Genomic DNA, 21,045 nt, shown 5'->3' with positions numbered 1-21,045 from the left:
ACTAAAAAATGTCTTAAATGTGAATAGTTGAACAAGTGTGTAGACTTGAAACTATATAACTAGCAAACTAGTTATATAAGAGGAGGTGATGAAGATGGAATGGACTTTGAAAACAGACGAAGAACTTCGCGAATCCTTACGTATCTGTCAATTTGATGAGGGAGAGCTCGAGCGACAAGCCGCCTTCCATAAAGGACTGGCAGATCCAACTCGGTTAAAGATCGTCCGCCTGTTAGGCATAGCCCCGATGTGCTTATGTGAACTGTCGAGCGCGCTCGAGGTGCCGAACTCTACGTTGACACATCACCTCCGTTTGCTAGAGCGTGGTGAAGTCATTCGCTCGACACGCTTGGGACGGAACACCGTTTTCCAATTGACAGAGAAAGAAGTGGGTGAACATGTTTGATCGGATTGGAGACTTTATCGCATACGACGTCCTTGATCTAAGTGGCCGTTTCGGTGAAGCTGTACAATTTTTCGTGATGGACGTCGTGAAAATAACCGTGCTGATGAGCATTATGATTTTTGTGATCGGATATATTCGCAGTTATTTCCCTGTAGAAAAAGTTCGCGACTATTTGAGTGGCAAGCGGAAAATTGGCGGATATATTGGTGCCGCTGGTCTAGGCGTCTTGTCACCATACTGTTCCTGCTCGACGATCCCCTTTTTCATCGGGTTCGTGGAAGCGGGTATTCCGCTCGGAATGACGTTCACGTTTCTCATCACGTCACCGATTGTGAATGAAATTTCCATCGTCCTTCTCATCTCGATGTTCGGTTGGAAGATCGCGTTCTTATATGTATTTGCAGGGGTGATGGTCGCATTGTTCGCTGGCCTGCTAATTGAAAAGTTACATCTTGAAAAGTATGTGCAAGACTACGTATATCAAATCAAAAGTCAACAAGTCGCGGTCACGGTTGAGTTATCACAAGCAGATCGTTTAGTGACAGCGTTCAATGGCGTCTATGAGACCGTGAAAAAAGTGGGACCTTATTTATTGATTGGGATTGCGATCGCGGCAGGGTTTCACGGGTTCATCCCGGCCGAGTTCATTATGCGTGTCGCAGGGGGAGATAACTGGTATGGCCCAATCGTTGGAACGTTGATCGGGGTCCCGCTCTATTCCAATGCGATCGGGACGTTGCCAGTCATCGAAGTGCTTGTAGGGAAAGGAATGGCGATCGGAACGGCTCTTGCGTTCATGATGTCGACCGTCGCTTTGTCTGTACCTGAAGGTCTACTGTTGAGCCGAGTGTTGAAGAAAGAGCTCGTCATCATTTTCTTTGTCATTGTGACGTTGGGGATCACGATAATTGGTTACTTATTCAACTTTATACTATGAGGAGGAGTCGAACATGAACATAAAAATTTTAGGGACCGGGTGTCGCAATTGCAAAACGCTGGAGCAAAATGTCGTAGAAGCGCTACGATTAACTGGGAAGACGGCGACGGTTGAAAAAGTGACGGACATCGAGCAAATCATGTCGTATGGAATTATGAGCACGCCTGGCCTCGTCGTCAATGAGGAAATCAAATCGGTAGGGAAAGTTTTAGCACCGAAATCAATCGCTAAATTCTTTTGAACGTTCAATCAAACAAGCGTTGCCCCAACGAATGTTGGAGCAACGCTTGTTTGTGAGGGTCAGTCTTTTTTGACTTTCCCTTTCCAGTTTTTAAATCCGCCTTCAAGCATATAGATGTCGGTGTAGCCATTTTTCATGAGCAGTTTGGCCGCCTGGTTCGTACGTGACTTGCCTTGGCAGTACATGAGGATCGGTTGATCTTTCCGTAGCTCTTTCATTCGAAGTTTCATCTGGCCGACCGGGATATTACGGGCCCCGATGATGTGGCCTCCCTTGTACTCGTTCGGTTCACGGACGTCGATCAATTGTCCTTTGCGGAGCGAAGCGCGAAATTCTTCTTGTTTCATTTTTTTCAAACCACGAGCCGGCATGAAGCGCCAGACGATATATGCGATGAGCGCAGCCCAGAGGATGATGACGAGGATTGTTTCGATTCCCATTGATGTTCTCCCTTTCTCTATTAAGTTTCACCAACATTCATTATAAAGAATTTAAGGTCATGAGACAATGATTGACTAGACGATTTGCCCGTTCTGCTTTCGGTTTTACACGGGTTACGCTAAAATGGAGATTGGAGAACGGAACATAAGGGGAGGCTACGCCCATGCCGACACCGAGTATGGAAGACTACTTAGAACGAATCTACTTACTGATGGTCGAGAAAGGATACGCTCGTGTATCTGATATCGCCGAACATTTAGGGGTGCATCCCTCCTCAGTCACGAAAATGGTGCAAAAGTTAGACCGGGAAGGTTATTTGGTATATGAAAAATACAGAGGCCTGATGTTGACGAATAAAGGGCAGAAAATCGGCAAGCGGCTCGTCGAGCGGCATACGATGCTCGAGTCGTTCCTACGGCTGATCGGGGTCGATGAAGCGCACGTCTATGAGGATGTTGAAGGCATCGAACATCATTTGAGCTCGAACACGCTCGACTGCATGACCCAATTCGTCGAATTCTTCGAAGACAAACCTGAGCTGATGGAGCAGTTTCGACAGTTTCAAGAACTGAATATGACACGGGATGAGTGAAATCGACCGCGATCCGATCGTTGAATCGGATGGTGGTCTTTTTTTAGGCATTCGAAGCGAAAGCCGAACATTAACATCGTTTTATTGAATTAAAGTCTATTTTTAGGGTGATTGTATGATAGAATGGTTGCTGGATAGATAAATGAGGGGGTGACGGCGAACAATCGCCGACAAATGAACATTCAAATCAAAGGGAAGTTATTTGATGAAGCACAGATTAAACAGCGCGTCGCTGAACTCGCGGAACAGATCGAACGTGATGCGGCCGGGACGCCGATCGTCCTCGTCCCCGTGTTAAAAGGTTCACTCGTGTTCGCCGCTGATTTGATGCGACAGATGAAAGGGAGCGTCCAACTGGACACGGTCGCGACTTCGTCTTACGGGAAAAAGTCGGTCTCGAGCGGGAACGTCCAACTTCGGAAAGACCTCGACCTCGACGTCGAAGGGAAATATGTCGTCATTATTGAGGACATCATCGATACCGGCCAGACGCTCAAGTTTTTGTGTCAGCATATGAAGTTGCATCAACCGGGAGAATTGAAAATTTGCACGTTGCTCGACAAACCGGCCCGTCGCCTCGTCCAACTTGACGCGGATTATGTCGGATTCGAGATTCCAGATGAGTTCGTCATCGGGTACGGCATCGACTACGCGGAACAATACCGCAACTTACCGTATATAGGATTTGTCGAGACAGACTAAAAGGAGCGCCTCGAGAGGCGCTCCTTTTACATGTTCGCTTTCTTTTTCTTCTTGCCTTTTTTCCCTTCGATGACGGTCAGGTGAGGGGCGTCGCTGCGATGGACGCTCGTGCGCTTCGACAGTTTGGTGACGTTCGAGCCTGGTTTGGTGTTCTTTTTCTTAGCGGCCGCTGCGGACGGTTTGACTTTGGGGCTATTGCCCGGTCGCGCCATCCGTTTTTTCGACGCTTGCGCGGTCTTCCGGTAACGCACGTCCTCGGCCGAAATTTTAGGAGCCATGAAGACCCGGTAAATCACGTAAAAGATTAACCCGAAAATACCGATGAAGAGTAGCTGTCTGAACAATCGACCAGGATCGGTCGCTAACATATGTCCGACTCCGATGAAGCCTAAGATGAACACGATGGTCGCCGCGGTCGAGCCGATTCTTTGTCTGATCATGGTGTTTTCCTCCTCTTTATCCCTCTCTTTGGACGTCCGGTTGACCGAGTTCGGAACGTTCCCACGTCTCGAACGCTTCGATGGCGACGCGGATCTGTTCGTCGTTCGGTTCTCGCGTCGTTAATAGTTGCAATGAAAGTCCTGGTTTACCGAGCACGGATAAAAACCGATGCTCCCGGAAGCGATTGGTGAATTGAAGCACCTCGAACGAGATGCCGATGACGACCGGCAACAGCGCGATCCGGCTGACGAGCCGGACCCAAAGTGGGTCGATCGGGACGACCATATAGACGCCGATGCCGACAAAAACGGTGAACAGGATGAAGCTTGAACCACACCGATAGTGGAGGCGTGAGCTTGAACGGACGTTATCAACGGTGATCGGTCGTCCGGATTCGTAGCAGTTGATAACTTTATGCTCGGCGCCATGATATTGGAAGACGCGTCTGATGAGCGGGGTCAATGAAATCAAGTATAGGTAGCTGAGCAGTAATACTAGTTTAATTCCCCCTTCGAGCAGGTTTTGAATCACGTGACCGGACAGTGCGGGCACGTTTTGGAACATAGCGGCAAGGAGCGCCGGGGTGACGTTGAAGATCAATTTGCCGAAGATGTAAGAAATGACACCGACGATGGCGATCATGATGACCATGAGGATGTTTTGCTTTTGCTCTGGCTTCTCCGTGACGTCTTCGCTCGGGTCGACGTCATAGCGATCGCTCGCGAAGTTCATGTGGGCTGAGCCGTTCTTTAACGACTCGTATAAAGCGACGATGCCACGAAGGAACGGGACTTTTTTCAACGATTGGACCCACGGGACGAGGAGTCGAGGCTGTTTGAACGTCTCGATCGATCCGTCTTTACGCCGGATGGCCGAGGCGCTCTCGGTGCGTCCTTGGAACATGACGCCTTCGACGAGTGCTTGACCGCCGACGGGGATCAACTTTTTATTTTTCATAGGTTCTCCTCGATTCTGACAAGTATATAGTTGAATTATAACGTGATTTGATCGAAAAACGAAACCTCAGGTGACGCGATTATCGCTCTTCGCATAAATTTGTTACAATAAGAAAGACTTGACGAATGAGGGGGAAGGCTTGTGCATATACTTGTCTTGAACGGACCGAATTTGAACTTGCTAGGTAGACGGGAACCGGATGTGTACGGGGATGTCTCGCTGAAAGGCTTGACGGCAGAACTGTTGCTCGAAGCACCGGGAGATGTTCGTCTCACGTTCATCCAGTCCAATCATGAAGGTGAGCTGATCGATGCGCTGCATGAGGCGTATGATTACGCGGGCGTCATCTTGAACGCCGGGGCGTATACGCATACGTCGATTGCATTGCGGGACGCGATTGCCGCTATTTCAGCCCCGGTCGTCGAAGTACATATCTCGAACGTGCATGCCCGTGAGTCGTTTCGTCACGAATCGAAACTTGCCGGTGTCTGCCTCGGCGTCATCAGCGGCTTCGGATTGACGAGCTATACGCTCGCGTTGCATGCACTCATCGAACATTGGAGGAATCGACATGATTGAACGCGTCAACAAGCTACAAGCTCAGTTAGAAATGAACGGGATCGATGGATTGCTCGTGACGAAACGAGAGAACATTCGTTACTTGTCTGGGTTTACCGGGTCGAGTGGGGTCATCTTGATCACAGCGAAGGCGGCGAGTTTCATCACGGACTTCCGCTATACCGAGCAGGCAGCTAGCCAAGTAACCGGTTATGACATCATCGAGCTCGAAACATCGCTCATCAAGTCGGTGTCTGACATCGCGAGCCGAGAAGGGGTGAAGCGTCTCGGGATCGAACAAGATGACATGACGGTCGGGACGTATCGGACGTATGAGAAAGAGGTAGCGGCTGAACTGGTCGAGACGTCAGGGATCGTGGAAAAGCTGCGCTTGATTAAGGACGAGGCAGAGATTAAGATAATGAAGGAAGCTGCGGCGATTGCTGATGCGGCGTTTGCCCACATCCAGACGTTCATTCGCCCGGGACGCACTGAGAAAGAAGTCGCCAATGAGTTGGAGATGTTCATGCGCGGCCAAGGTGCGGATTCGTCTTCATTCGATATGATCGTCGCCTCTGGTCATCGTTCGGCATTGCCGCACGGTGTGGCCAGTGACAAAGTCATCGAAGCCGGTGAACTCGTGACGCTCGACTTCGGAGCGTACTACAAAGGGTACTGTTCGGATATTACGCGTACGCTCGCAGTCGGCGAGATCTCAGACAAATTGCGCGAGATTTATGACACGGTGTTGCGTGCCCAACTGGCAGGCGTGGAAGGGACTCGGGCCGGTATCACTGGCATCGAGGCTGACGCGTTGACGCGTGACGTCATCAAAGAAGCCGGGTACGGCGAGTACTTCGGCCACTCAACCGGTCACGGACTCGGAATGGAAGTACATGAGGCGCCAGGGTTGTCGTTCCGGTCTGACACGGTGCTCGAACCTGGGATGGTCGTCACAATCGAGCCTGGGATCTACATCGCCGGCATCGGTGGCTGCCGTATCGAGGATGATGTCGTCATCACGAAGGATGGAAATGTCCGTCTCACGCAGTCGCCAAAAGAGTTAATCACGATCGAGGCTTGAGTCTCAGCTCATTTTTAGGAGGAAATCACTATGGTATCAGTAAACGATTTAAAGACAGGGTTAACAGTCAAAACATCAGATGGTTCGATTTGGCAAGTCATCGAGTTCCAACACGTCAAACCAGGTAAAGGCGCAGCGTTCGTTCGTACGAAAATGCGCAACTTACGTTCTGGCGCGATTCAAGAGACGACGTTCCGGGGCGGCGAGCGGGTCGAACGCGCTCACATCGAACGTAAAAAAATGCAGTATTTGTATCCGATGGGCGACACGTACGTCTTCATGGATACGGAGTCGTATGAGCAGCTCGAATTGACGGGCGAGCAAGTGAAAGCGGCGCTTCCGTTCATGCTCGAGAACATGGAAGTGAGCATCGCTGATTATAACGGTGAGATCCTCGGGATCGAACTTCCGACGACGGTCGTCTTGACGATCACAGAAGCTGACCCAGGTGTTAAAGGGGATACGGCGTCGAACGTCAAAAAGAACGCTACGGTCGAAACTGGCCATATCATTCAAGTCCCGCTCTTCATCGAGCCAGGTGAAAAAGTGACGGTCGACACACGTACCGGCGACTTCATGGGACGTTATAACGGGTAATACGAGCAGTGTCCATTCAAACGAATGGGCACTTTTTTTGTCGTTGCATTCACTGGTCTGACCAGTTATAGTAGAGTAGAGATTAGTACCAGGTATAAATAGGGGGTTTATTTCATGCAAATCGATCATATTAAAGAGCTGATTGAACTGCTCGACCAGACGTCTATCCATGAGATGGAGCTCGAGACGTCCGAGTTCAAACTGTCATTAAAAAAAGAAACGGCGCAGCAAATCGTCGCGAGCACACCGCTTGCTCAACCGATTACTGCTCCGTTATCTGCACCAGCCGTAGAAGAGAGCGAAGCGCCTCAAGCGGAAGTGAGCAACTTACGTACCATCACATCACCGATGGTCGGAACGTTTTATTCACGCCCGGCCCCGGATAAAGACTCGTACGTCAAAGTAGGCGACCGTGTCGAGACGGGTCAGGTCGTCTGTATATTAGAAGCGATGAAACTGTTCAACGATGTCGAGGCCGAAATCAGCGGGGAAGTCGTTGAAATCCTCGTCGCCGACGGCGATCTAGTCGAATATGGCCAAGCGCTCTTTAGCGTGAAGTGAGGGTGCTATGAAATTACTCATTGCAAACCGCGGCGAGATCGCGGTACGAATCATTCGGGCAGCCAAAGAAATGAATATCCCGACAGTCGCCGTCTTTTCGGAGGCAGATCGTGAGTCGTTGCACGTTCGTCTCGCGGACGAGGCGTATTGTATCGGGCCGAACCCGTCGAAAGACTCTTATTTGAATATCCCGAACATCTTGTCGGTCGCTTGTGCGGTCGATGCGACGATGATCCATCCTGGGTATGGATTTTTGGCAGAAAATGCCGAGTTCGCCGAGATGAGTGAAGCGTGCGGGATCCAGTTCGTCGGTCCGAGCAGCTATGCGATTCGGAAGATGGGCATTAAAGATGAAGCGAAGCGGACGATGATCGAGTCAGGTGTTCCTGTCGTCCCGGGATCGAGCGGTGTCGTGACGGATGATGAGGCGATTGAACTCGCTCGAGAAATCGGTTATCCGGTCATCATCAAGGCGACGGCCGGAGGCGGCGGACGCGGGATTCGTGTCGCTTTCGACGAAGAAGAGCTCATCAAAGGACTCGTCGCGACCCGTAAAGAAGCGAAACAAGCTTTTGGGAACGGCGACGTCTATTTAGAGAAATATATCGAATCGTTCCGTCACGTCGAGGTGCAAGTGCTCGCTGACCAGTATGGGAACGTCATTCATTTAGGAGAACGGGACTGCACGATCCAACGCCGGATGCAGAAACTGATCGAGGAGGCCCCGTCGCCTGCGATCGACGAGGCGACGCGCCAAGCGATGGGAGAAGCGGCCGTCAAAGCGGCGAAAGCGATCCAATACTCGAGCGCCGGGACGATCGAATTTATTTACGTCCCTGAATCGAACGAGTTTTACTTTATGGAAATGAACACGCGAATCCAAGTCGAGCATCCGGTCACGGAGATGATCACCGGCTTTGATCTCGTCCAAGCGCAACTTGAAGTCGCGCTCGGGCATCCGCTCGCCATCTCACAGGCCGATATCGTCTTTAGCGGCCACTCGATCGAATGCCGCATTAACGCCGAAGACCCGTTCACCGACTTCCGTCCGATGGCCGGCAAGATCGATCAATATATCGTTCCAGGAGGAATGGGTGTGCGGGTCGACAGCGGACTGTTCGCAGGTGCCGTCATCCCGCCGTTCTATGACTCGATGGTGGCGAAGTTGATCGTCCACGCCCCTACGCGCGAGGAAGCGATCGCGAAGATGCTCCGTGCCCTTGACGAGTTCACGGTGTCGGGTATTCATACGACGATTCCGTTCCATCAACAAGTCATGGCGCACGAACATTTCCGTAACGGTGCGTTCGACACGAAATTTGTCGAAAAAGAAATGATACTGACGAAATGAGTCGAACAAGGAAGCCCGAACATTATTTCGGGCTTCCTTGTTTTTTGTACTGAATTTGTGAGTGCTTTATGCTAAACTATCACAGTCAACAACCCGCCACTTAACGCCTTGACGGTCCGTTTGAGGTGGGGGCTTGCGTCCATCGAGGACTCGACGGCGCCTCTACCCTCGTAGAGTACGGTTACGCTCGTTCCTGCCCGGTAGTGCGGACGGCGCTCATGCGCCTCCTACCTTCGCGTGGCGGAACATCGGGACGGTTGACCTCGCCCCTTCCATGGGGGTCATGCTCCCGTGGCACCTGTACCGATGTGTTCGATGCCTTTCCGATGCAGGTTCATCGCGCCGACGCGGTCATCATTCGATCGGTACCGGCAGTTCTTGCATTGGAACGTGTGCAGCTTCTTGTCCCGGTTCGCCTTCTCGGTGTGCCCGCATGTCGGACAGGTCTGGGAGGTGTGTCTCGGGTCGACGACGATCACCTTCTGACCGTTCAGTGCGGCCTTGTACTCGAGCATGCGACGGAACTGGTAGAACGCCCACGACACGGAGACGTAGCGGTTTCTCGCCCGCACCTTCTCTGTGGCGGCATGGATGCCGGTCAGGTCCTCCAACACGAACAGCGTGCCCCTCGGGTATCGGTCGACGAGTGCCTTCGTGACCTGATGGTTCACATCGGTCACATAACGGTTTTCTCTCGAGCCGAGCTGTCTCAGCCGCTTGCAGGCCGATGGGGTCTGCCGTCGTTGGAGCTGTTCGCGGGTGGCTTTAAACGTGCCTCGCTTGTGCTTCACCATTCTTCCGTCGTAGAAGGTGGTCTCGCCCTGGCTGTCGTACGTGACCGCCAGGAAGTTGATGCCGAGGTCCACACCGACGATGTTTGTGACGCAAGCGTCGTCGAGTTCGGGGAACGCCTTCGTCACGGGGATGTGCAGGAACCATTTCTCGTGTTTGTGCACCAGTTTGGCTGTGCCGAACCGCCACGTCCCGTTGAAGTACTGCCTCATGCCCTTACGCGCATAGTCCAGCTTGATCCGTCCGTCCAGCGTGTTCACGCTGAACCGGTCCTGGGTGAGCGAGTAGTCGCGGTTCCAGACGAGGTCGTATTCGGGACGCTTGAACTCCACACGGGACCACGCGTGCCCGTTCGACTTCGCCGACTTGTACCGAGCGATCACCGTCTTCATGACCGACTGGGCCATCTGGCTCTTCAGGCCGAACCGTTGCCGGAGCTCGGCATAGTGCGAGTCGTTGAGGCTCGCCTGGTTCAGGTCCCTCGTCTCGAAGACGTGTCCCGACAGCCAGTCACAAGCCGACCGGTATGCGTCCATCGTTGCCCTCAGGATAGCCGCTTGAGGGGGCGGGACGAAGAGTTGGACCTTCGCAGTGATGGTGGACATTGGGTTCACCGCCTTTCACTAGAGATAATATTTTTTTCCCGTAGAGAACAGTTTACAAACGAACAACCGGAGAGGATGGGCAAGAGATGAGGCCGGTATCGATAGCGACGTTGTCTGCCAAAACGGACATGCGTGATTCAGTCCCGGCGGCAATTTCTCCCCCACTTATCGTCGGGCTGTGCCCGGAGCACGATTGAAGTAGGGGTATCCTTGCCGATTAAAGATGAAAGCAAGCAAAAGGAGAGTATCTGAATGAAACGTCATGAAGCACGGGAAAAAGCGATTCAAACGCTTTTTCAAATCGAAGTATCAAAACTTGAGGTAGACGAGGCTATCGAATTTGCCCTTGATGGCATGGACTCTGATCCATTCTACGAACAACTCGTCGTTGGAACGTTGGAGAAGAAAGATGAGATTGACGAATTGCTCATCGAAAACTTGAAAAACTGGAGACTCGACCGTCTCGGAAATGTCGAGCGGACGATTCTCCGCATGGCGACGTACGAGTTGCTCTACGTCGAGACGATTCCGGACAAAGTCACGATCAACGAGGCGGTCGAACTCGCCAAATCGTTCGCCGATGAAGAAGCGGCCAAGCTCGTCAACGGCGTGCTCGGTAACATCATTAAAGCGTAAGCGAAGACAAGCACACGGTCTGTTAAACAAATAGAGAAGACACCACACCAACTACAGAGAAACCTAAGACAATGGGGGATGAGAGAGATGGCAGTAGTGATCGACGGGAAACAAATCGCAGCATCGTATCGGGAAACGTTGAAAGATCAGGTGACAGCTCTTCGGGCGCGCGGCATCACCCCGAAATTAAAAGTCATTTTAATCGGGGACGACCCAGCGAGCCACAGTTACGTTCGCGGGAAAGAGCGAGCGGCCAAAGAGATTGGCATCGACTCGCAAATACTTCGATTTGATGATGACATGACCGAAGCGGATTTACTGAAGCTGATTGATTTATTGAATGAAGATCAAGCGGTACATGGGATTCTCGTCCAACTCCCGTTACCGAACCATATCGATGAATCTCGCGTCATCATGCGGATTTCGCCGGAGAAAGACGTCGATGGCTTCCATCCGGAGAACGTCGGGAAAATGATGCTCGGTCTTGACACGCTGTTGCCGTGCACGCCGCACGGGATTTTACACCTCGTCAAAACGCAGACCGACCTCGTCGGGAAGCATGTCGTCGTCGTCGGGAGAAGCCAGATCGTCGGCAAACCGGTCGGCATGCTGTTTTTGAACGAGTCGTCGACTGTCACGTATTGCCATTCGAAGACGGCTGACCTCGGAGCGATGACGAGACAGGCCGATATTTTGATCGTCGCGGTCGGACGGGCCGGACTCGTCACGGCCGACATGGTCAAACCAGGTGCGATCGTCATCGACGTCGGTGTCAACCGTGTCGACAATCGTCTCGTCGGGGATGTCGACTATGAAGGTGTCAAAGACGTGGCGAGCGCCATCACGCCTGTACCTGGCGGCGTCGGACCGATGACGATCACGATGCTCATGCATAACACGGTCGAGGTCGCTTCGCGTGGCTAATCCGATTCAAGTGTCCGAAGTCGTCCGTTACGTCAAACGACAGCTTGACGACGATCCGATTTTACAACAAATCGCGGTCGTCGGTGAGATCTCGAACTTTAAACGTTACGCTTCGGGTCATTGCTATTTCACGTTGAAAGATGAGGCGTCTCGTATGAAAGCCGTCATGTTTTCACGTGACGCCAGAACGCTCACGTTCGAACCGACAGACGGGATGAACGTCGTCGTCGTCGCGCGCGTGACGATGTACGAGGCGACGGGTGACGTTCAGCTGTACGTTGAACTGATGCGTCAAGACGGTGTCGGTCTATTGTTTGAACGTTACGAGGCGAGAAAACGCGAACTCGAAGCGAAGGGGTGGTTCGACGCGGAACGGAAGCGTTCGCTCCCGGCCTTCCCTGAACGAATCGGGATCATTACGTCCCCCAAAGGTGCTGCCTTGCACGACATCGCGACGACACTGCGGCGCAGGGCGCCACACGTAGCCATCACATTCGCCCCGGTTGCCGTCCAAGGTGACTTGGCGGCCCCGCAAGTGGCGAGTGCGATTCGCTGGATGAACGAACGGACGGACTGTGACGTCTTGATCGTCGGCCGGGGCGGCGGCTCGATCGAGGAACTGTGGGCGTTCAACGAAGATATCGTCGTTGAAGCGATTTACAACTCGACGATTCCGGTCATCTCGGCCGTCGGTCACGAAACCGACTTCACACTTGCCGATTTCGTCGCCGACTTACGTGCGGCCACACCGACGGCTGCGGCGGAACTCGCGACGGCGACGATCGATGCGCAGCGAAAAGACGTCGAGCGTTTGACGATGCAGTTGCAGCGTTCCGTCACGAATCAAATGACAGCTGTGCGCGACCGGCTCGAACGGGCGGCGAACAGCTACGGGTTGAAGTCGCCGCGGTTCACGCTCTCACAAAAGCGGGACCGGTTCGCTCAGGCTGAGATCCGTCTCGAGCAAGGTGTCACCAAACAACTGACGTTCGCCCGCCATCGTCTCGCTCAATCGCAGCAGCGGCTCGATGTCCGGAATTTGGCTCGGGCACTGCGGACGAACGATGAACGGTACCGTCAATTTGAAGGACGACTGAACCGGATTCGGCCGCTCGAACGGCCGACCGAACGCTTTGCCGCGCAGGTCGGCAGGTTGCATGCGGTCAGCCCGCTCGCGGTCCTATCCCGAGGCTATACGCTTACCGAGCAAGACGGGACGTACGTGAAAGATGTCAAACAACTACATGACGGAGTCGTGACGATCCGTTTCCGTGACGGTCATGCCGTCGCGGAAGTGAAGGAGAGACATTATGGCGAAGAAACAAGAAGAACAGACGTTTGAGACGGCGCTAGCCCGACTCGAAGACATCGTGGCGAAACTTGAGACTGGAGAAGTCGCGCTTGAAGAAGCGATGACGCTCTATGAGGAAGGTGTTCGTCTGTCGGCGCTTTGTCAGTCAAAATTGACGGCTGCCGAAAAGAAAATGGACGAAATTTTAGAACTGGACGGTACGCTCCGTGACAAAGGAGGCGCCGTATGAGTCAGTTGATGCTCGATGAGTGGAAACGTGCGGTCGAACAGGCGATGAGTCGTCTCGTTGACGACGCGGCCATGCCGAAGCGACTGTTCGAAGCGATGACCTATTCATTAGAGGCAGGTGGGAAACGGATTCGTCCGGCCCTCCTGTACGCCGTCCTCGATACATACGGCCGACCGATTGAACTCGGTCACGAAGCCGCCGTCGCACTCGAGATGGTACATACGTATTCACTCATTCATGACGATTTGCCGGCGATGGACGACGACGATGTCCGCAGAGGCCGCCCGACGAACCATCGTCAGTTTGATGAAGCGACCGCGATCCTTGCGGGCGATGCGCTCTTGACGGACGCATTTCAAGTGATCACCCGCACGCACGCCGCGCCTGAAAAACTAGTGAGTTTGATTTCACGGTTCAGCGAGGCGGCCGGTAGTGCCGGGATGGTAGGTGGACAGCTAGACGATATGCTAGCCGAGAAACGACAACACGTATCGTTAGAGACGCTTCAGTCGATTCATGCCCGCAAGACCGGGGCGCTGCTCGTCTATGCGCTCGAAGCAGGAGCGATTTTGGCCGATGCGTCCGCAAGCGACCAAGCGGCATTGAAGCGTTTCGGAGCGCATCTCGGTGTTGCGTTCCAAATCCAAGATGACATTTTAGACGTCGAAGGCGACGAGGCGTTGATTGGGAAGCGTGTCGGTTCGGATGAAGGGAACGATAAATCGACGTATCCGAAGCTGCTCGGTCTTGACGGTGCGAAACAAGCGCTCGCTCAAGAAGTCGCACAAGCTGAAGCTGCGCTCGCCGAACTGTCGGTCGCTTCACCTCGTTTGCATGAGCTACTTTACTTTGTCGTCAAACGCAATCATTGACTTTAGGTGACACGATGAGCACATCGTGTCACCTTTGTTTTTCTGTATGTATAGCATATATGGACACATTCTTGTAAAATGTAAGGTACGAATCAGTAATACGACAGGAGAAAGGATGGTCATCATGGACCTGACATCCATTCAAGACCCGTCATTTTTAAAGAAAATGTCGGTGACCGAGATCGAAGCGCTTGGCGCAGACATCAGACGGTTCTTGATTGAAAAATTGGCAGAAACGGGAGGGCATCTCGGGCCGAACCTCGGCGTTGTCGAGTTGACGCTTGCCTTGCACCGTGTATTTGACAGTCCGAAAGATCAACTCGTATGGGACGTGGGGCATCAAGCCTATGTCCACAAAATTTTAACGGGACGGACGAACCAGTTCGACACGCTTCGCCAGTATAATGGCTTATGTGGGTTTCCGAAGCGCTGTGAGAGCGAGCACGATGTATGGGAGACGGGGCACAGTTCGACCTCGTTGTCGGCGGCAATGGGGATTGCCATCGCCAACGAGCTAAAAGGACGAGCGAATGATCGCGCCATCGCCATCATCGGAGACGGTGCTCTCACGGGCGGAATGGCGCTCGAAGCACTCAATCACATCGGGGCCGAGAAACAAAACGTCATCGTCATTTTAAATGACAATGAAATGTCGATCGCACCAAACGTCGGGGCGATGCATAATATGCTCGGCCGGATGCGGGCGTCACGTAAACTGAAGCATGCCCGCGAGGAAGTCGAAGCGCTCATCAAGCACATCCCGATTGTCGGAAGTTCGCTCGAACGCAGTGGCGAACGAGTCAAGTATATGTTGAAGTCGGCACTCATACCGGGTACGTTCTTCGAAGAACTTGGCTTCACTTACTTCGGACCGACGGACGGTCATGATTTGAAAGATTTGCTTGAGACACTCGAGTATGCGAAAAAAATTGATGGACCGGTACTCGTCCATGTCATCACGAAAAAAGGCAAAGGCTATCGCCCGGCCGAACTAGACGGCATCGGGACGTGGCACGGTCTCGGACCGTACAAGATTGAATCTGGTGAAGTCATTAAAGGGAAAGTCAAAGGACCGAGTTATTCAAAAGTCGTTGCCGAAACGATTACGAAAGTCGCGGAGACGGATGAGCGTGTGACGTTGATCACGCCAGCGATGAGCGTCGGTTCGAAACTGGACTGTTTCAACAAGCAATTCCCGGAACGCATGTTTGACGTCGGCATCGCCGAGCAACATGCGGTCACGCTCGCCGGAGGTCAAGCGACACAAGGTCTCAAACCGGTCGTTTCAATCTATTCGACGTTCTTCCAGCGCGCCTATGATCAGCTCGTGCACGATATTTGCCGCCAAAACTTGAACGTCGTCTTCACGATTGACCGGTCGGGCCTTGTCGGCGCCGACGGGGAGACGCACCAAGGCGTGTTCGATATCGCCTTCATGCGCCATGTGCCAAACATTCGGATTTTGATGGCGAAAGATGAGGAAGAATTGCAACATCTCGTCTACACGGCGTTAAAATACGATGATGGACCGATCGCTGTGCGGTTCCCGCGTGGAGAAGGCATCGGTACCCCGATGAGTGAGACGTTGCGTGAACTTCCGCTCGATGAGTGGGAAGTCGTGGCTGACGGGACGGACGTGGCCATCTTGACGTTCGGGCCGCAAGTGCAAGATGCGCTAGAAGTGAGAACGCTCCTCGAAGGACAACGGAGCGTACGGGTCATCAACTGCCGTACGATCAAACCGCTCGACGATGCGATGCTTACCGCGCTCTATGAGGAAGGCATCCCGCTCGTCACGCTCGAAGAGGCCGTTCTTGCCGGAGGGTTCGGAAGCAGTGTGCTCGAGCATGCGAGTGATGCGAGACAGTTCCCGCGCGTCCTTCGTCTAGGGATTCCGGACCGTTATATTGAACATGGCGCGGTCAATCAACTGCTAGAAGAGATCGGGCTCAGACCGTCTCAAATTGCGGAATCGGTAGAGCAGTTCATTCAAATGACAAATCGACAGAATGTGTGAGGAATTATGGAAAAACGAAATAAAACAAGATTAGATGTATTGCTCGTCGATCGCGGATTAGCGGAGACGAGAGAGAAAGCGAAACGGGCCGTCATGGCCGGAATCGTATACAGCGGGACGGAGCGGCTCGATAAAGCCGGCGATAAAGTGTTTGACGACATCCCGCTCGAAGTCAAAGGGCAGACAATGCCTTACGTCGGCCGTGGCGGGCTAAAGCTTGAAAAAGCACTCCAAGTGTTCCCGCTCGACGTCTCCGGGCGTATCGGGATCGATATCGGCTCGTCGACGGGTGGTTTTACCGACTGTGCCCTTCAAAACGGGGCGACGCAAATGTATGCGGTCGACGTCGGTTACAATCAGTTGGCTTGGAAGCTTCGGAGCGACGAACGTGTTGTCGTCATGGAACGGATGAACTTTCGGCACGCAACGAACGAGCAGTTCCCGATTCAACCCGACTTTGCGACGATTGACGTCTCGTTCATCTCGCTTCGGCTGATGATTCCGCCGTTAAAACAAATTTTAAAACCGGACGGTGTCGTCATGGCGCTCATCAAGCCTCAATTTGAGGCCGGTAAAGCGGATGTCGGAAAAAAAGGCATCGTTCGGGACCGGTCGATTCATGAACGCGTCGTCAATGAGATGGTCCGCTACTTCGCATCTGAAGGGTTCTGGGTCGAAGGGCTCGACTTCTCGCCGATCACTGGCGGTGACGGCAATATCGAATTCTTGCTGTTCGCCCGTTACACGGGGATCGGTGGGGTCGAACCAGCTCTCGACGTGTCAGCGGTCATCGACAAGGCACATACTCAACTGAAGAAAACCGTATGAACAGCTGCAGACGATTTGTCTGCAGCTGTTTTTAAAGGTGGTTGCTCACCATATCTTTCCTTTTCAACCTTGGAATGGTAGACCTTTTTTCGTCAATACTTTAGAATGATACTGTATATGTGAAACGAAAAATGAGGTGTCAGGGCGTATGAACAAAGGACAACGATTGATTAAAATTCGAGAAATCGTTACGAATCGTGAAATTGAGACCCAAGATGAACTCGTGGACGAACTCCATCGGTCTGGTTACCCAGTGACGCAGGCGACAGTGTCGCGTGACATTAAAGAACTTCATCTCGTCAAGGTGCCGCTCAACGACGGCCGCTATAAGTATAGTCTGCCGGCCGACCAGCGCTTCAACCCGTATGGCAAGATGAAACGGATACTCGGAGACAGCTTCGTCTCAGTCGACTCGGCCCAAAACTTGGTCGTCATGAAAGTGTTGCCCGGTAATGCGGACGCGATCGGCGTCTTGATTGACCACTTGTCATGGGATGAATTAATCGGGACAGTGTGCGGGGATGATACGATCTTGATGATTGCGCGGGATGAGGACCAGGCGAAGCAGATCATCGAACGACTACTCGGAATGTTATGAGGTGAATTATCAGATGTTAGCAGAACTATCGATCAAACAATTTGCGATCATCGATGAATTGAACGTCACGTTCAAGCGCGGGATGACCGTATTGACCGGAGAGACCGGGGCGGGAAAATCAATTCTCTTGGATGCGATCGGACTGCTCGTCGGAGGACGAGGTTCGAGTGAATTCGTGCGTTACGGTCAAGATAAAGCGGAAATCGAAGGGCTGTTCGTAGTCGAACCCGATCACTTGATCATCGAGGCGGCGACGCAGTACGGAATCGAGATCGAGGAAGGGACCGTCATTTTGCGCCGTGATTTACATAGTAGCGGTAAGAGTGTGTGTCGTGTCAACGGCAAAATGATGCCGCTGTCGACGTTGCGTGAGTTGGGACGTCTCTTGGTCGATATTCATGGACAACACGAGCACCAACATTTGATGGATGCCGAGCATCATCTCGGCATATTGGACAGTTTCGGCGAAACGGATCTGGCCCCGTTGTTAGCGCGTTATCACGAGACGTACACCGATTGGAAACGTGTCGCTGATGAACTGAAACGACTCAGTCAGAGCGAGCAGGAATTGGCCCAACGAATGGACTTATTATCGTTTCAAACGAATGAAATCGACGCGGCCGAGCTCAAAGTCGGGGAAGAGCAGGCGTTGACTGAAGAACGGAACGAACTTGCAAACTTTGAACGGATTCATCAGCACGTCCGCTTGTCCTACGACGCCGTTGCGGACGAGGGGAAAGGGATTGATCAAATCGGCATCGCGATGCGGGAGATGGAAGAAGGTTCGGCGCTCACGGCATCACTTGCGCCGATGGCCGAGATGATCTCGAACGCATACTTCCTGCTTGAAGACGCCAAGTTCCAATTGCGCGACCAACTCGATTCGCTTGAATTTGATCCGATCCGGCTCGATGAGATTGAAACGCGCCTCGCGTTGTTCCAACAATTGAAACGGAAATACGGGGCGACGATTGACGACGTCATCACGTACGGAGAAAAAATCACAGAAGAGTTAAAAACGATGACAAATCGGGAAGAACATCTTCAAGAAATAACAGATCGTCTCGACAGGCTCGAACATTTGATGCGTTCGGCCGGCCTCGAGTTGTCGGCAGCAAGGAAACGAGCAGCCGGCGAGCTTGAGAAGGCAATTCAGCGTGAGTTGAAAGAGCTCTATATGGAGAAGACGAAGTTTGAGGTCCGATTCAAAGAAGTGTCGTGCAAGGCGGACGGGCTCGATCAAGTCGAATTCTATATGATGACGAACGTCGGAGAGCCGTTCAAGCCGCTAGCGAAAGTCGCCTCAGGCGGAGAGCTGTCACGGGTCATGCTCGCGTTAAAATCGATTTTCTCAAGGACGGTCGGTGTCGCGTCAATTATTTTTGACGAAGTCGATACGGGTGTCTCGGGACGGGTTGCCCAAGCGATGGGGGAGAAGATTTTCCGCTTGTCGGTCGGTTCACAAGTGCTTTGTATCACGCATTTGGCCCAAGTGGCCGCCATGGCGGATCATCACTTGTATATTACGAAGACCGAGACGGACGAACGGACGAAGACAAACGTCGCCGCGCTTAGCCATGAGGACCGCATCGATGAACTCGGAAGAATGATTGCCGGTGCGCAAATGACCGATCTGACGAAACAGCATGTGGAGGAGCTGCTTGATATGTCCCTCCAATTAAAACGGAAGTTTATCGAAGGAGTGTCTTAATTGATTACATTATGCATTGCGGACGACAATCGTGAAATTGTCGACTTGTTGACTCGACAACTTGAGTCCGAGTCCGACTTGAAAGTCGTAGGGACCGCTTTCGACGGCGAAGCATGCTTAGACGTCGTCAAGACACACCAGCCGGATGTGCTACTGCTAGATATCATCATGCCGCATCTTGACGGGATCGGTGTGCTAGAACGGCTTCAAGTAGACTTGCCAAACACGAAGCCGGAAGTCATCATGCTCAGCGCTTTCGGGAAAGATGAAGTCACGAAACAAGCCGTTCAACTGGGTGCTTCTTATTTCTTGGTCAAACCGTTCAACATTCAACAACTGATTTCTAAAATCCGCGAGCTGGCTGCGGGTTCAAGCCGCGAGTTCGAACCGATGTCGCCAGAAGAACTCGACATCTCGCTCTTGTTGCAACAGCTCGGCATCTCGCCGCGGATCAAAGGATTTAAGTATATCCGCCAAGCGGTCGTCTATGTGAGGGAGCGGCAAGAACTTTTAGGGTTGATCACAAAGGAATTGTATCCGATGATCGCCAAAGAACATGAGACGACGTCGTCTCGGGTCGAGCGGGCGATGCGTCACGCGATTAAGACGGCTTGGGAAAACGGGATGCGGGATCACGAGATGTTTGACGGTCGTCCTGAGCGAGAGCGCAGCCCGAAAAACTCAGAATTTATTTCGTATTTCGTAACGTACCAATCGTTCAAACAACAGTGAAGGAGTCAGGGGAATCCCCTGATTTCTTTTCTTTTTTATGGGCTCTGTTAAAGGTTAATGTTGTTTTTACTATATAAAAAAGGACTTCCGATTAATATAGAAGTCCCTTTGGTTGTTTCTATTGTCCTTATCAATTCACCCTTTTGTTGAGATTCTATATACCATCCTTTTTTTTCTTATTGGGAAATAAAAAGGAAACCAAAATCAAAATAATACCTATCGCAAAACCTGTCAAGGATATAGCATTAAGTGTGCTTAAAGATAAGTTCTGAGCTAAACCTGATATCTCCAACACTAGTCTTATAACTTGACCTAGTATTACTATCGCAAATGCAATCCACTGAATAATAGTTCGTTTACTGTTATCTTTACGTTTCATACGTCACAACCTTCCAATAAAGAAATATAATTATTTCGTGAATTTGGATAACCTAAGTGTATCATAGGTTTCCTTATTTGGAATAAAATTCCCTTTTATTATGAAGTCATTCATCGTGACTTCCTTTCGTTGGTGATGAATACTTCCTAGTAATTGAAACCAAGCAAGGTAATTGTTCAAATACTTGGTCGTAACGCCATTAAACCGTTGTATCCACCCTTTTAGCCTACGGTGGTAATTATTGACGTTTTGTATGTGATAAAGCCCCTTCGTACGAACCTTTCCATCAGATTTGAATTGGTAAATAGCCATCCCTTTTTTAGCAGCATATGTTTTAAAAGCACGCCAAGAATCCGTGCATAATACGTTCTTAAAAGAAAGCGCTTGCATTTTTGATGATTCTTGTTATAATAAAGGTGTACCAAGTTACTTGGACGAGCGTCAGATGAACGCTTTCTAACATGTTCCGGAACAGGTTAGAGCAAGAAATCATCTCGGCTCGCTATCCGTTAATAGCTCAGAGGTGCGAACGACATCTCAAA

The 21,045-nt window shown here is 51.8% G+C and carries 25 protein-coding genes and 1 pseudogene; 20 read left to right on the top strand and 6 right to left on the bottom strand.

Translation table 11 applies throughout. The features are described from left to right. Positions 1-94 precede the first annotated feature (94 nt). The 3 genes from EVJ21_RS09090 to EVJ21_RS09080 are packed head-to-tail and all read left to right on the top strand — an operon-like array spanning position 95 to position 1,584. Positions 95-406, top strand: coding sequence for an ArsR/SmtB family transcription factor (locus tag EVJ21_RS09090; RefSeq protein WP_236633684.1), 312 nt, complete (start codon positions 95-97; stop codon positions 404-406). Next, entirely contained in the window at positions 399-1,343 is a 945-nt protein-coding gene (locus tag EVJ21_RS09085; RefSeq protein ID WP_131490371.1) for a permease, read from the top strand. The genes EVJ21_RS09090 and EVJ21_RS09085 overlap by 8 nt, the downstream gene beginning before the upstream one ends. Positions 1,344-1,356: 13 nt before the next feature. Next, on the top strand, positions 1,357-1,584 hold the full coding sequence (locus EVJ21_RS09080) for a thioredoxin family protein (protein ID WP_070327048.1): 228 nt from the start codon (positions 1,357-1,359) through the stop codon (positions 1,582-1,584). A gap of 59 nt (positions 1,585-1,643) precedes the next feature. Here the strand turns inward: EVJ21_RS09080 and EVJ21_RS09075 are convergent, their stop codons facing one another. Next, on the bottom strand, positions 1,644-2,024 hold the full coding sequence (locus EVJ21_RS09075; protein ID WP_016510373.1) for a rhodanese-like domain-containing protein: 381 nt from the start codon (positions 2,022-2,024) through the stop codon (positions 1,644-1,646). Positions 2,025-2,188: 164 nt separating this feature from the next. Here EVJ21_RS09075 and mntR point away from each other — a divergent pair, with 164 nt between their 5' ends. Together mntR and hpt are read left to right on the top strand one after the other, a co-directional pair. Next, positions 2,189-2,617 (top strand): transcriptional regulator MntR, encoded by a 429-nt coding sequence (gene mntR / locus EVJ21_RS09070; RefSeq protein ID WP_070327049.1) that lies wholly within the window; start codon positions 2,189-2,191, stop codon positions 2,615-2,617. Between the two features lie 174 nt (positions 2,618-2,791). Then, a complete protein-coding gene (gene hpt, locus EVJ21_RS09065; protein ID WP_070327050.1) occupies positions 2,792-3,319 on the top strand; it encodes a hypoxanthine phosphoribosyltransferase in 528 nt (175 codons plus the stop codon). 26 nt (positions 3,320-3,345) lie between these two features. Here the strand turns inward: hpt and EVJ21_RS09060 are convergent, their stop codons facing one another. Together EVJ21_RS09060 and EVJ21_RS09055 are read right to left on the bottom strand one after the other, a co-directional pair. Next, entirely contained in the window at positions 3,346-3,759 is a 414-nt protein-coding gene (locus EVJ21_RS09060) for an SA1362 family protein (RefSeq protein WP_016510385.1), read from the bottom strand. Between the two features lie 16 nt (positions 3,760-3,775). Beyond that, positions 3,776-4,717 carry a DUF1385 domain-containing protein gene (locus EVJ21_RS09055; protein WP_071397716.1) on the bottom strand — a complete coding sequence of 314 codons (942 nt, stop codon included), beginning with the start codon at positions 4,715-4,717 and terminating at the stop codon, positions 3,776-3,778. Positions 4,718-4,858: 141 nt separating this feature from the next. Between EVJ21_RS09055 and aroQ the strand changes: the two genes are divergently transcribed. From aroQ to accC, 5 genes are all read left to right on the top strand, one after another. Then, entirely contained in the window at positions 4,859-5,296 is a 438-nt protein-coding gene (aroQ, locus tag EVJ21_RS09050) for a type II 3-dehydroquinate dehydratase (protein ID WP_070327052.1), read from the top strand. Continuing rightward, positions 5,292-6,359 (top strand): M24 family metallopeptidase, encoded by a 1,068-nt coding sequence (locus EVJ21_RS09045; protein ID WP_070327905.1) that lies wholly within the window; start codon positions 5,292-5,294, stop codon positions 6,357-6,359. Before aroQ ends, EVJ21_RS09045 begins: the two co-directional genes overlap by 5 nt. Before the next feature lie 30 nt (positions 6,360-6,389). Next, the gene (gene efp / locus EVJ21_RS09040; RefSeq protein ID WP_070327053.1) at positions 6,390-6,956 is read left to right on the top strand and encodes an elongation factor P; all 567 of its coding nucleotides are present in this window, start codon (positions 6,390-6,392) and stop codon (positions 6,954-6,956) included. Between the two features lie 114 nt (positions 6,957-7,070). Next, positions 7,071-7,517 carry an acetyl-CoA carboxylase biotin carboxyl carrier protein gene (gene accB / locus EVJ21_RS09035; protein WP_070327054.1) on the top strand — a complete coding sequence of 149 codons (447 nt, stop codon included), beginning with the start codon at positions 7,071-7,073 and terminating at the stop codon, positions 7,515-7,517. A gap of 7 nt (positions 7,518-7,524) precedes the next feature. After that, positions 7,525-8,868 carry an acetyl-CoA carboxylase biotin carboxylase subunit gene (gene accC / locus EVJ21_RS09030; protein WP_131463732.1) on the top strand — a complete coding sequence of 448 codons (1,344 nt, stop codon included), beginning with the start codon at positions 7,525-7,527 and terminating at the stop codon, positions 8,866-8,868. Positions 8,869-9,149: 281 nt separating this feature from the next. Here the strand turns inward: accC and EVJ21_RS09025 are convergent, their stop codons facing one another. Further along, positions 9,150-10,265, bottom strand: coding sequence for an RNA-guided endonuclease InsQ/TnpB family protein (locus tag EVJ21_RS09025; RefSeq protein WP_131463730.1), 1,116 nt, complete (start codon positions 10,263-10,265; stop codon positions 9,150-9,152). Positions 10,266-10,517: 252 nt separating this feature from the next. Between EVJ21_RS09025 and nusB the strand changes: the two genes are divergently transcribed. The 10 genes from nusB to spo0A all read left to right on the top strand — a co-directional run bounded on the left by nusB (position 10,518) and on the right by spo0A (position 20,124). Continuing rightward, the gene (nusB, locus tag EVJ21_RS09020) at positions 10,518-10,901 is read left to right on the top strand and encodes a transcription antitermination factor NusB (protein ID WP_131458862.1); all 384 of its coding nucleotides are present in this window, start codon (positions 10,518-10,520) and stop codon (positions 10,899-10,901) included. An 87-nt stretch (positions 10,902-10,988) separates the two neighbouring features. After that, positions 10,989-11,825 carry a bifunctional methylenetetrahydrofolate dehydrogenase/methenyltetrahydrofolate cyclohydrolase gene (locus EVJ21_RS09015; protein WP_131439853.1) on the top strand — a complete coding sequence of 279 codons (837 nt, stop codon included), beginning with the start codon at positions 10,989-10,991 and terminating at the stop codon, positions 11,823-11,825. Then, a complete protein-coding gene (gene xseA / locus EVJ21_RS09010) occupies positions 11,818-13,167 on the top strand; it encodes an exodeoxyribonuclease VII large subunit (protein WP_070327059.1) in 1,350 nt (449 codons plus the stop codon). Before EVJ21_RS09015 ends, xseA begins: the two co-directional genes overlap by 8 nt. After that, positions 13,136-13,366: an exodeoxyribonuclease VII small subunit gene (gene xseB / locus EVJ21_RS09005; protein ID WP_016510387.1), complete on the top strand. Its 231-nt coding sequence runs from the start codon at positions 13,136-13,138 to the stop codon at positions 13,364-13,366. Before xseA ends, xseB begins: the two co-directional genes overlap by 32 nt. Next, positions 13,363-14,238 (top strand): polyprenyl synthetase family protein, encoded by an 876-nt coding sequence (locus tag EVJ21_RS09000; protein ID WP_070327060.1) that lies wholly within the window; start codon positions 13,363-13,365, stop codon positions 14,236-14,238. Before xseB ends, EVJ21_RS09000 begins: the two co-directional genes overlap by 4 nt. A gap of 124 nt (positions 14,239-14,362) precedes the next feature. Beyond that, complete coding sequence (gene dxs / locus EVJ21_RS08995) at positions 14,363-16,255, top strand: 1-deoxy-D-xylulose-5-phosphate synthase (protein ID WP_070327906.1); 1,893 nt, start codon at positions 14,363-14,365, stop codon at positions 16,253-16,255. Positions 16,256-16,261: 6 nt separating this feature from the next. Beyond that, entirely contained in the window at positions 16,262-17,083 is an 822-nt protein-coding gene (locus EVJ21_RS08990) for a TlyA family RNA methyltransferase (protein WP_070327061.1), read from the top strand. A gap of 148 nt (positions 17,084-17,231) precedes the next feature. Further along, complete coding sequence (gene ahrC / locus EVJ21_RS08985; RefSeq protein WP_016510386.1) at positions 17,232-17,681, top strand: transcriptional regulator AhrC/ArgR; 450 nt, start codon at positions 17,232-17,234, stop codon at positions 17,679-17,681. 13 nt (positions 17,682-17,694) lie between these two features. After that, positions 17,695-19,392 (top strand): DNA repair protein RecN, encoded by a 1,698-nt coding sequence (gene recN / locus EVJ21_RS08980; RefSeq protein ID WP_070327062.1) that lies wholly within the window; start codon positions 17,695-17,697, stop codon positions 19,390-19,392. After that, entirely contained in the window at positions 19,393-20,124 is a 732-nt protein-coding gene (gene spo0A / locus EVJ21_RS08975; RefSeq protein ID WP_131439845.1) for a sporulation transcription factor Spo0A, read from the top strand. It begins immediately after the preceding gene. 154 nt (positions 20,125-20,278) lie between these two features. Here spo0A and EVJ21_RS08970 read toward each other — a convergent pair whose 3' ends face one another. Then, positions 20,279-20,503: a hypothetical protein gene (locus tag EVJ21_RS08970; protein ID WP_131463726.1), complete on the bottom strand. Its 225-nt coding sequence runs from the start codon at positions 20,501-20,503 to the stop codon at positions 20,279-20,281. A gap of 30 nt (positions 20,504-20,533) precedes the next feature. Next, a pseudogene (locus EVJ21_RS08965) lies at positions 20,534-20,884 on the bottom strand (IS1595 family transposase); the annotation flags it as partial. Positions 20,885-21,045 lie beyond the last annotated feature (161 nt).

This window comes from Exiguobacterium sp. SH0S2 (assembly GCF_004337185.1).
GTDB classification, from domain to species: Bacteria; Bacillota; Bacilli; order Exiguobacteriales; family Exiguobacteriaceae; genus Exiguobacterium; species Exiguobacterium aurantiacum_A.
The sequence above is the reverse complement of the archived record's forward strand: the minus strand, read 5'-3'. Positions and strand labels throughout refer to the sequence as shown.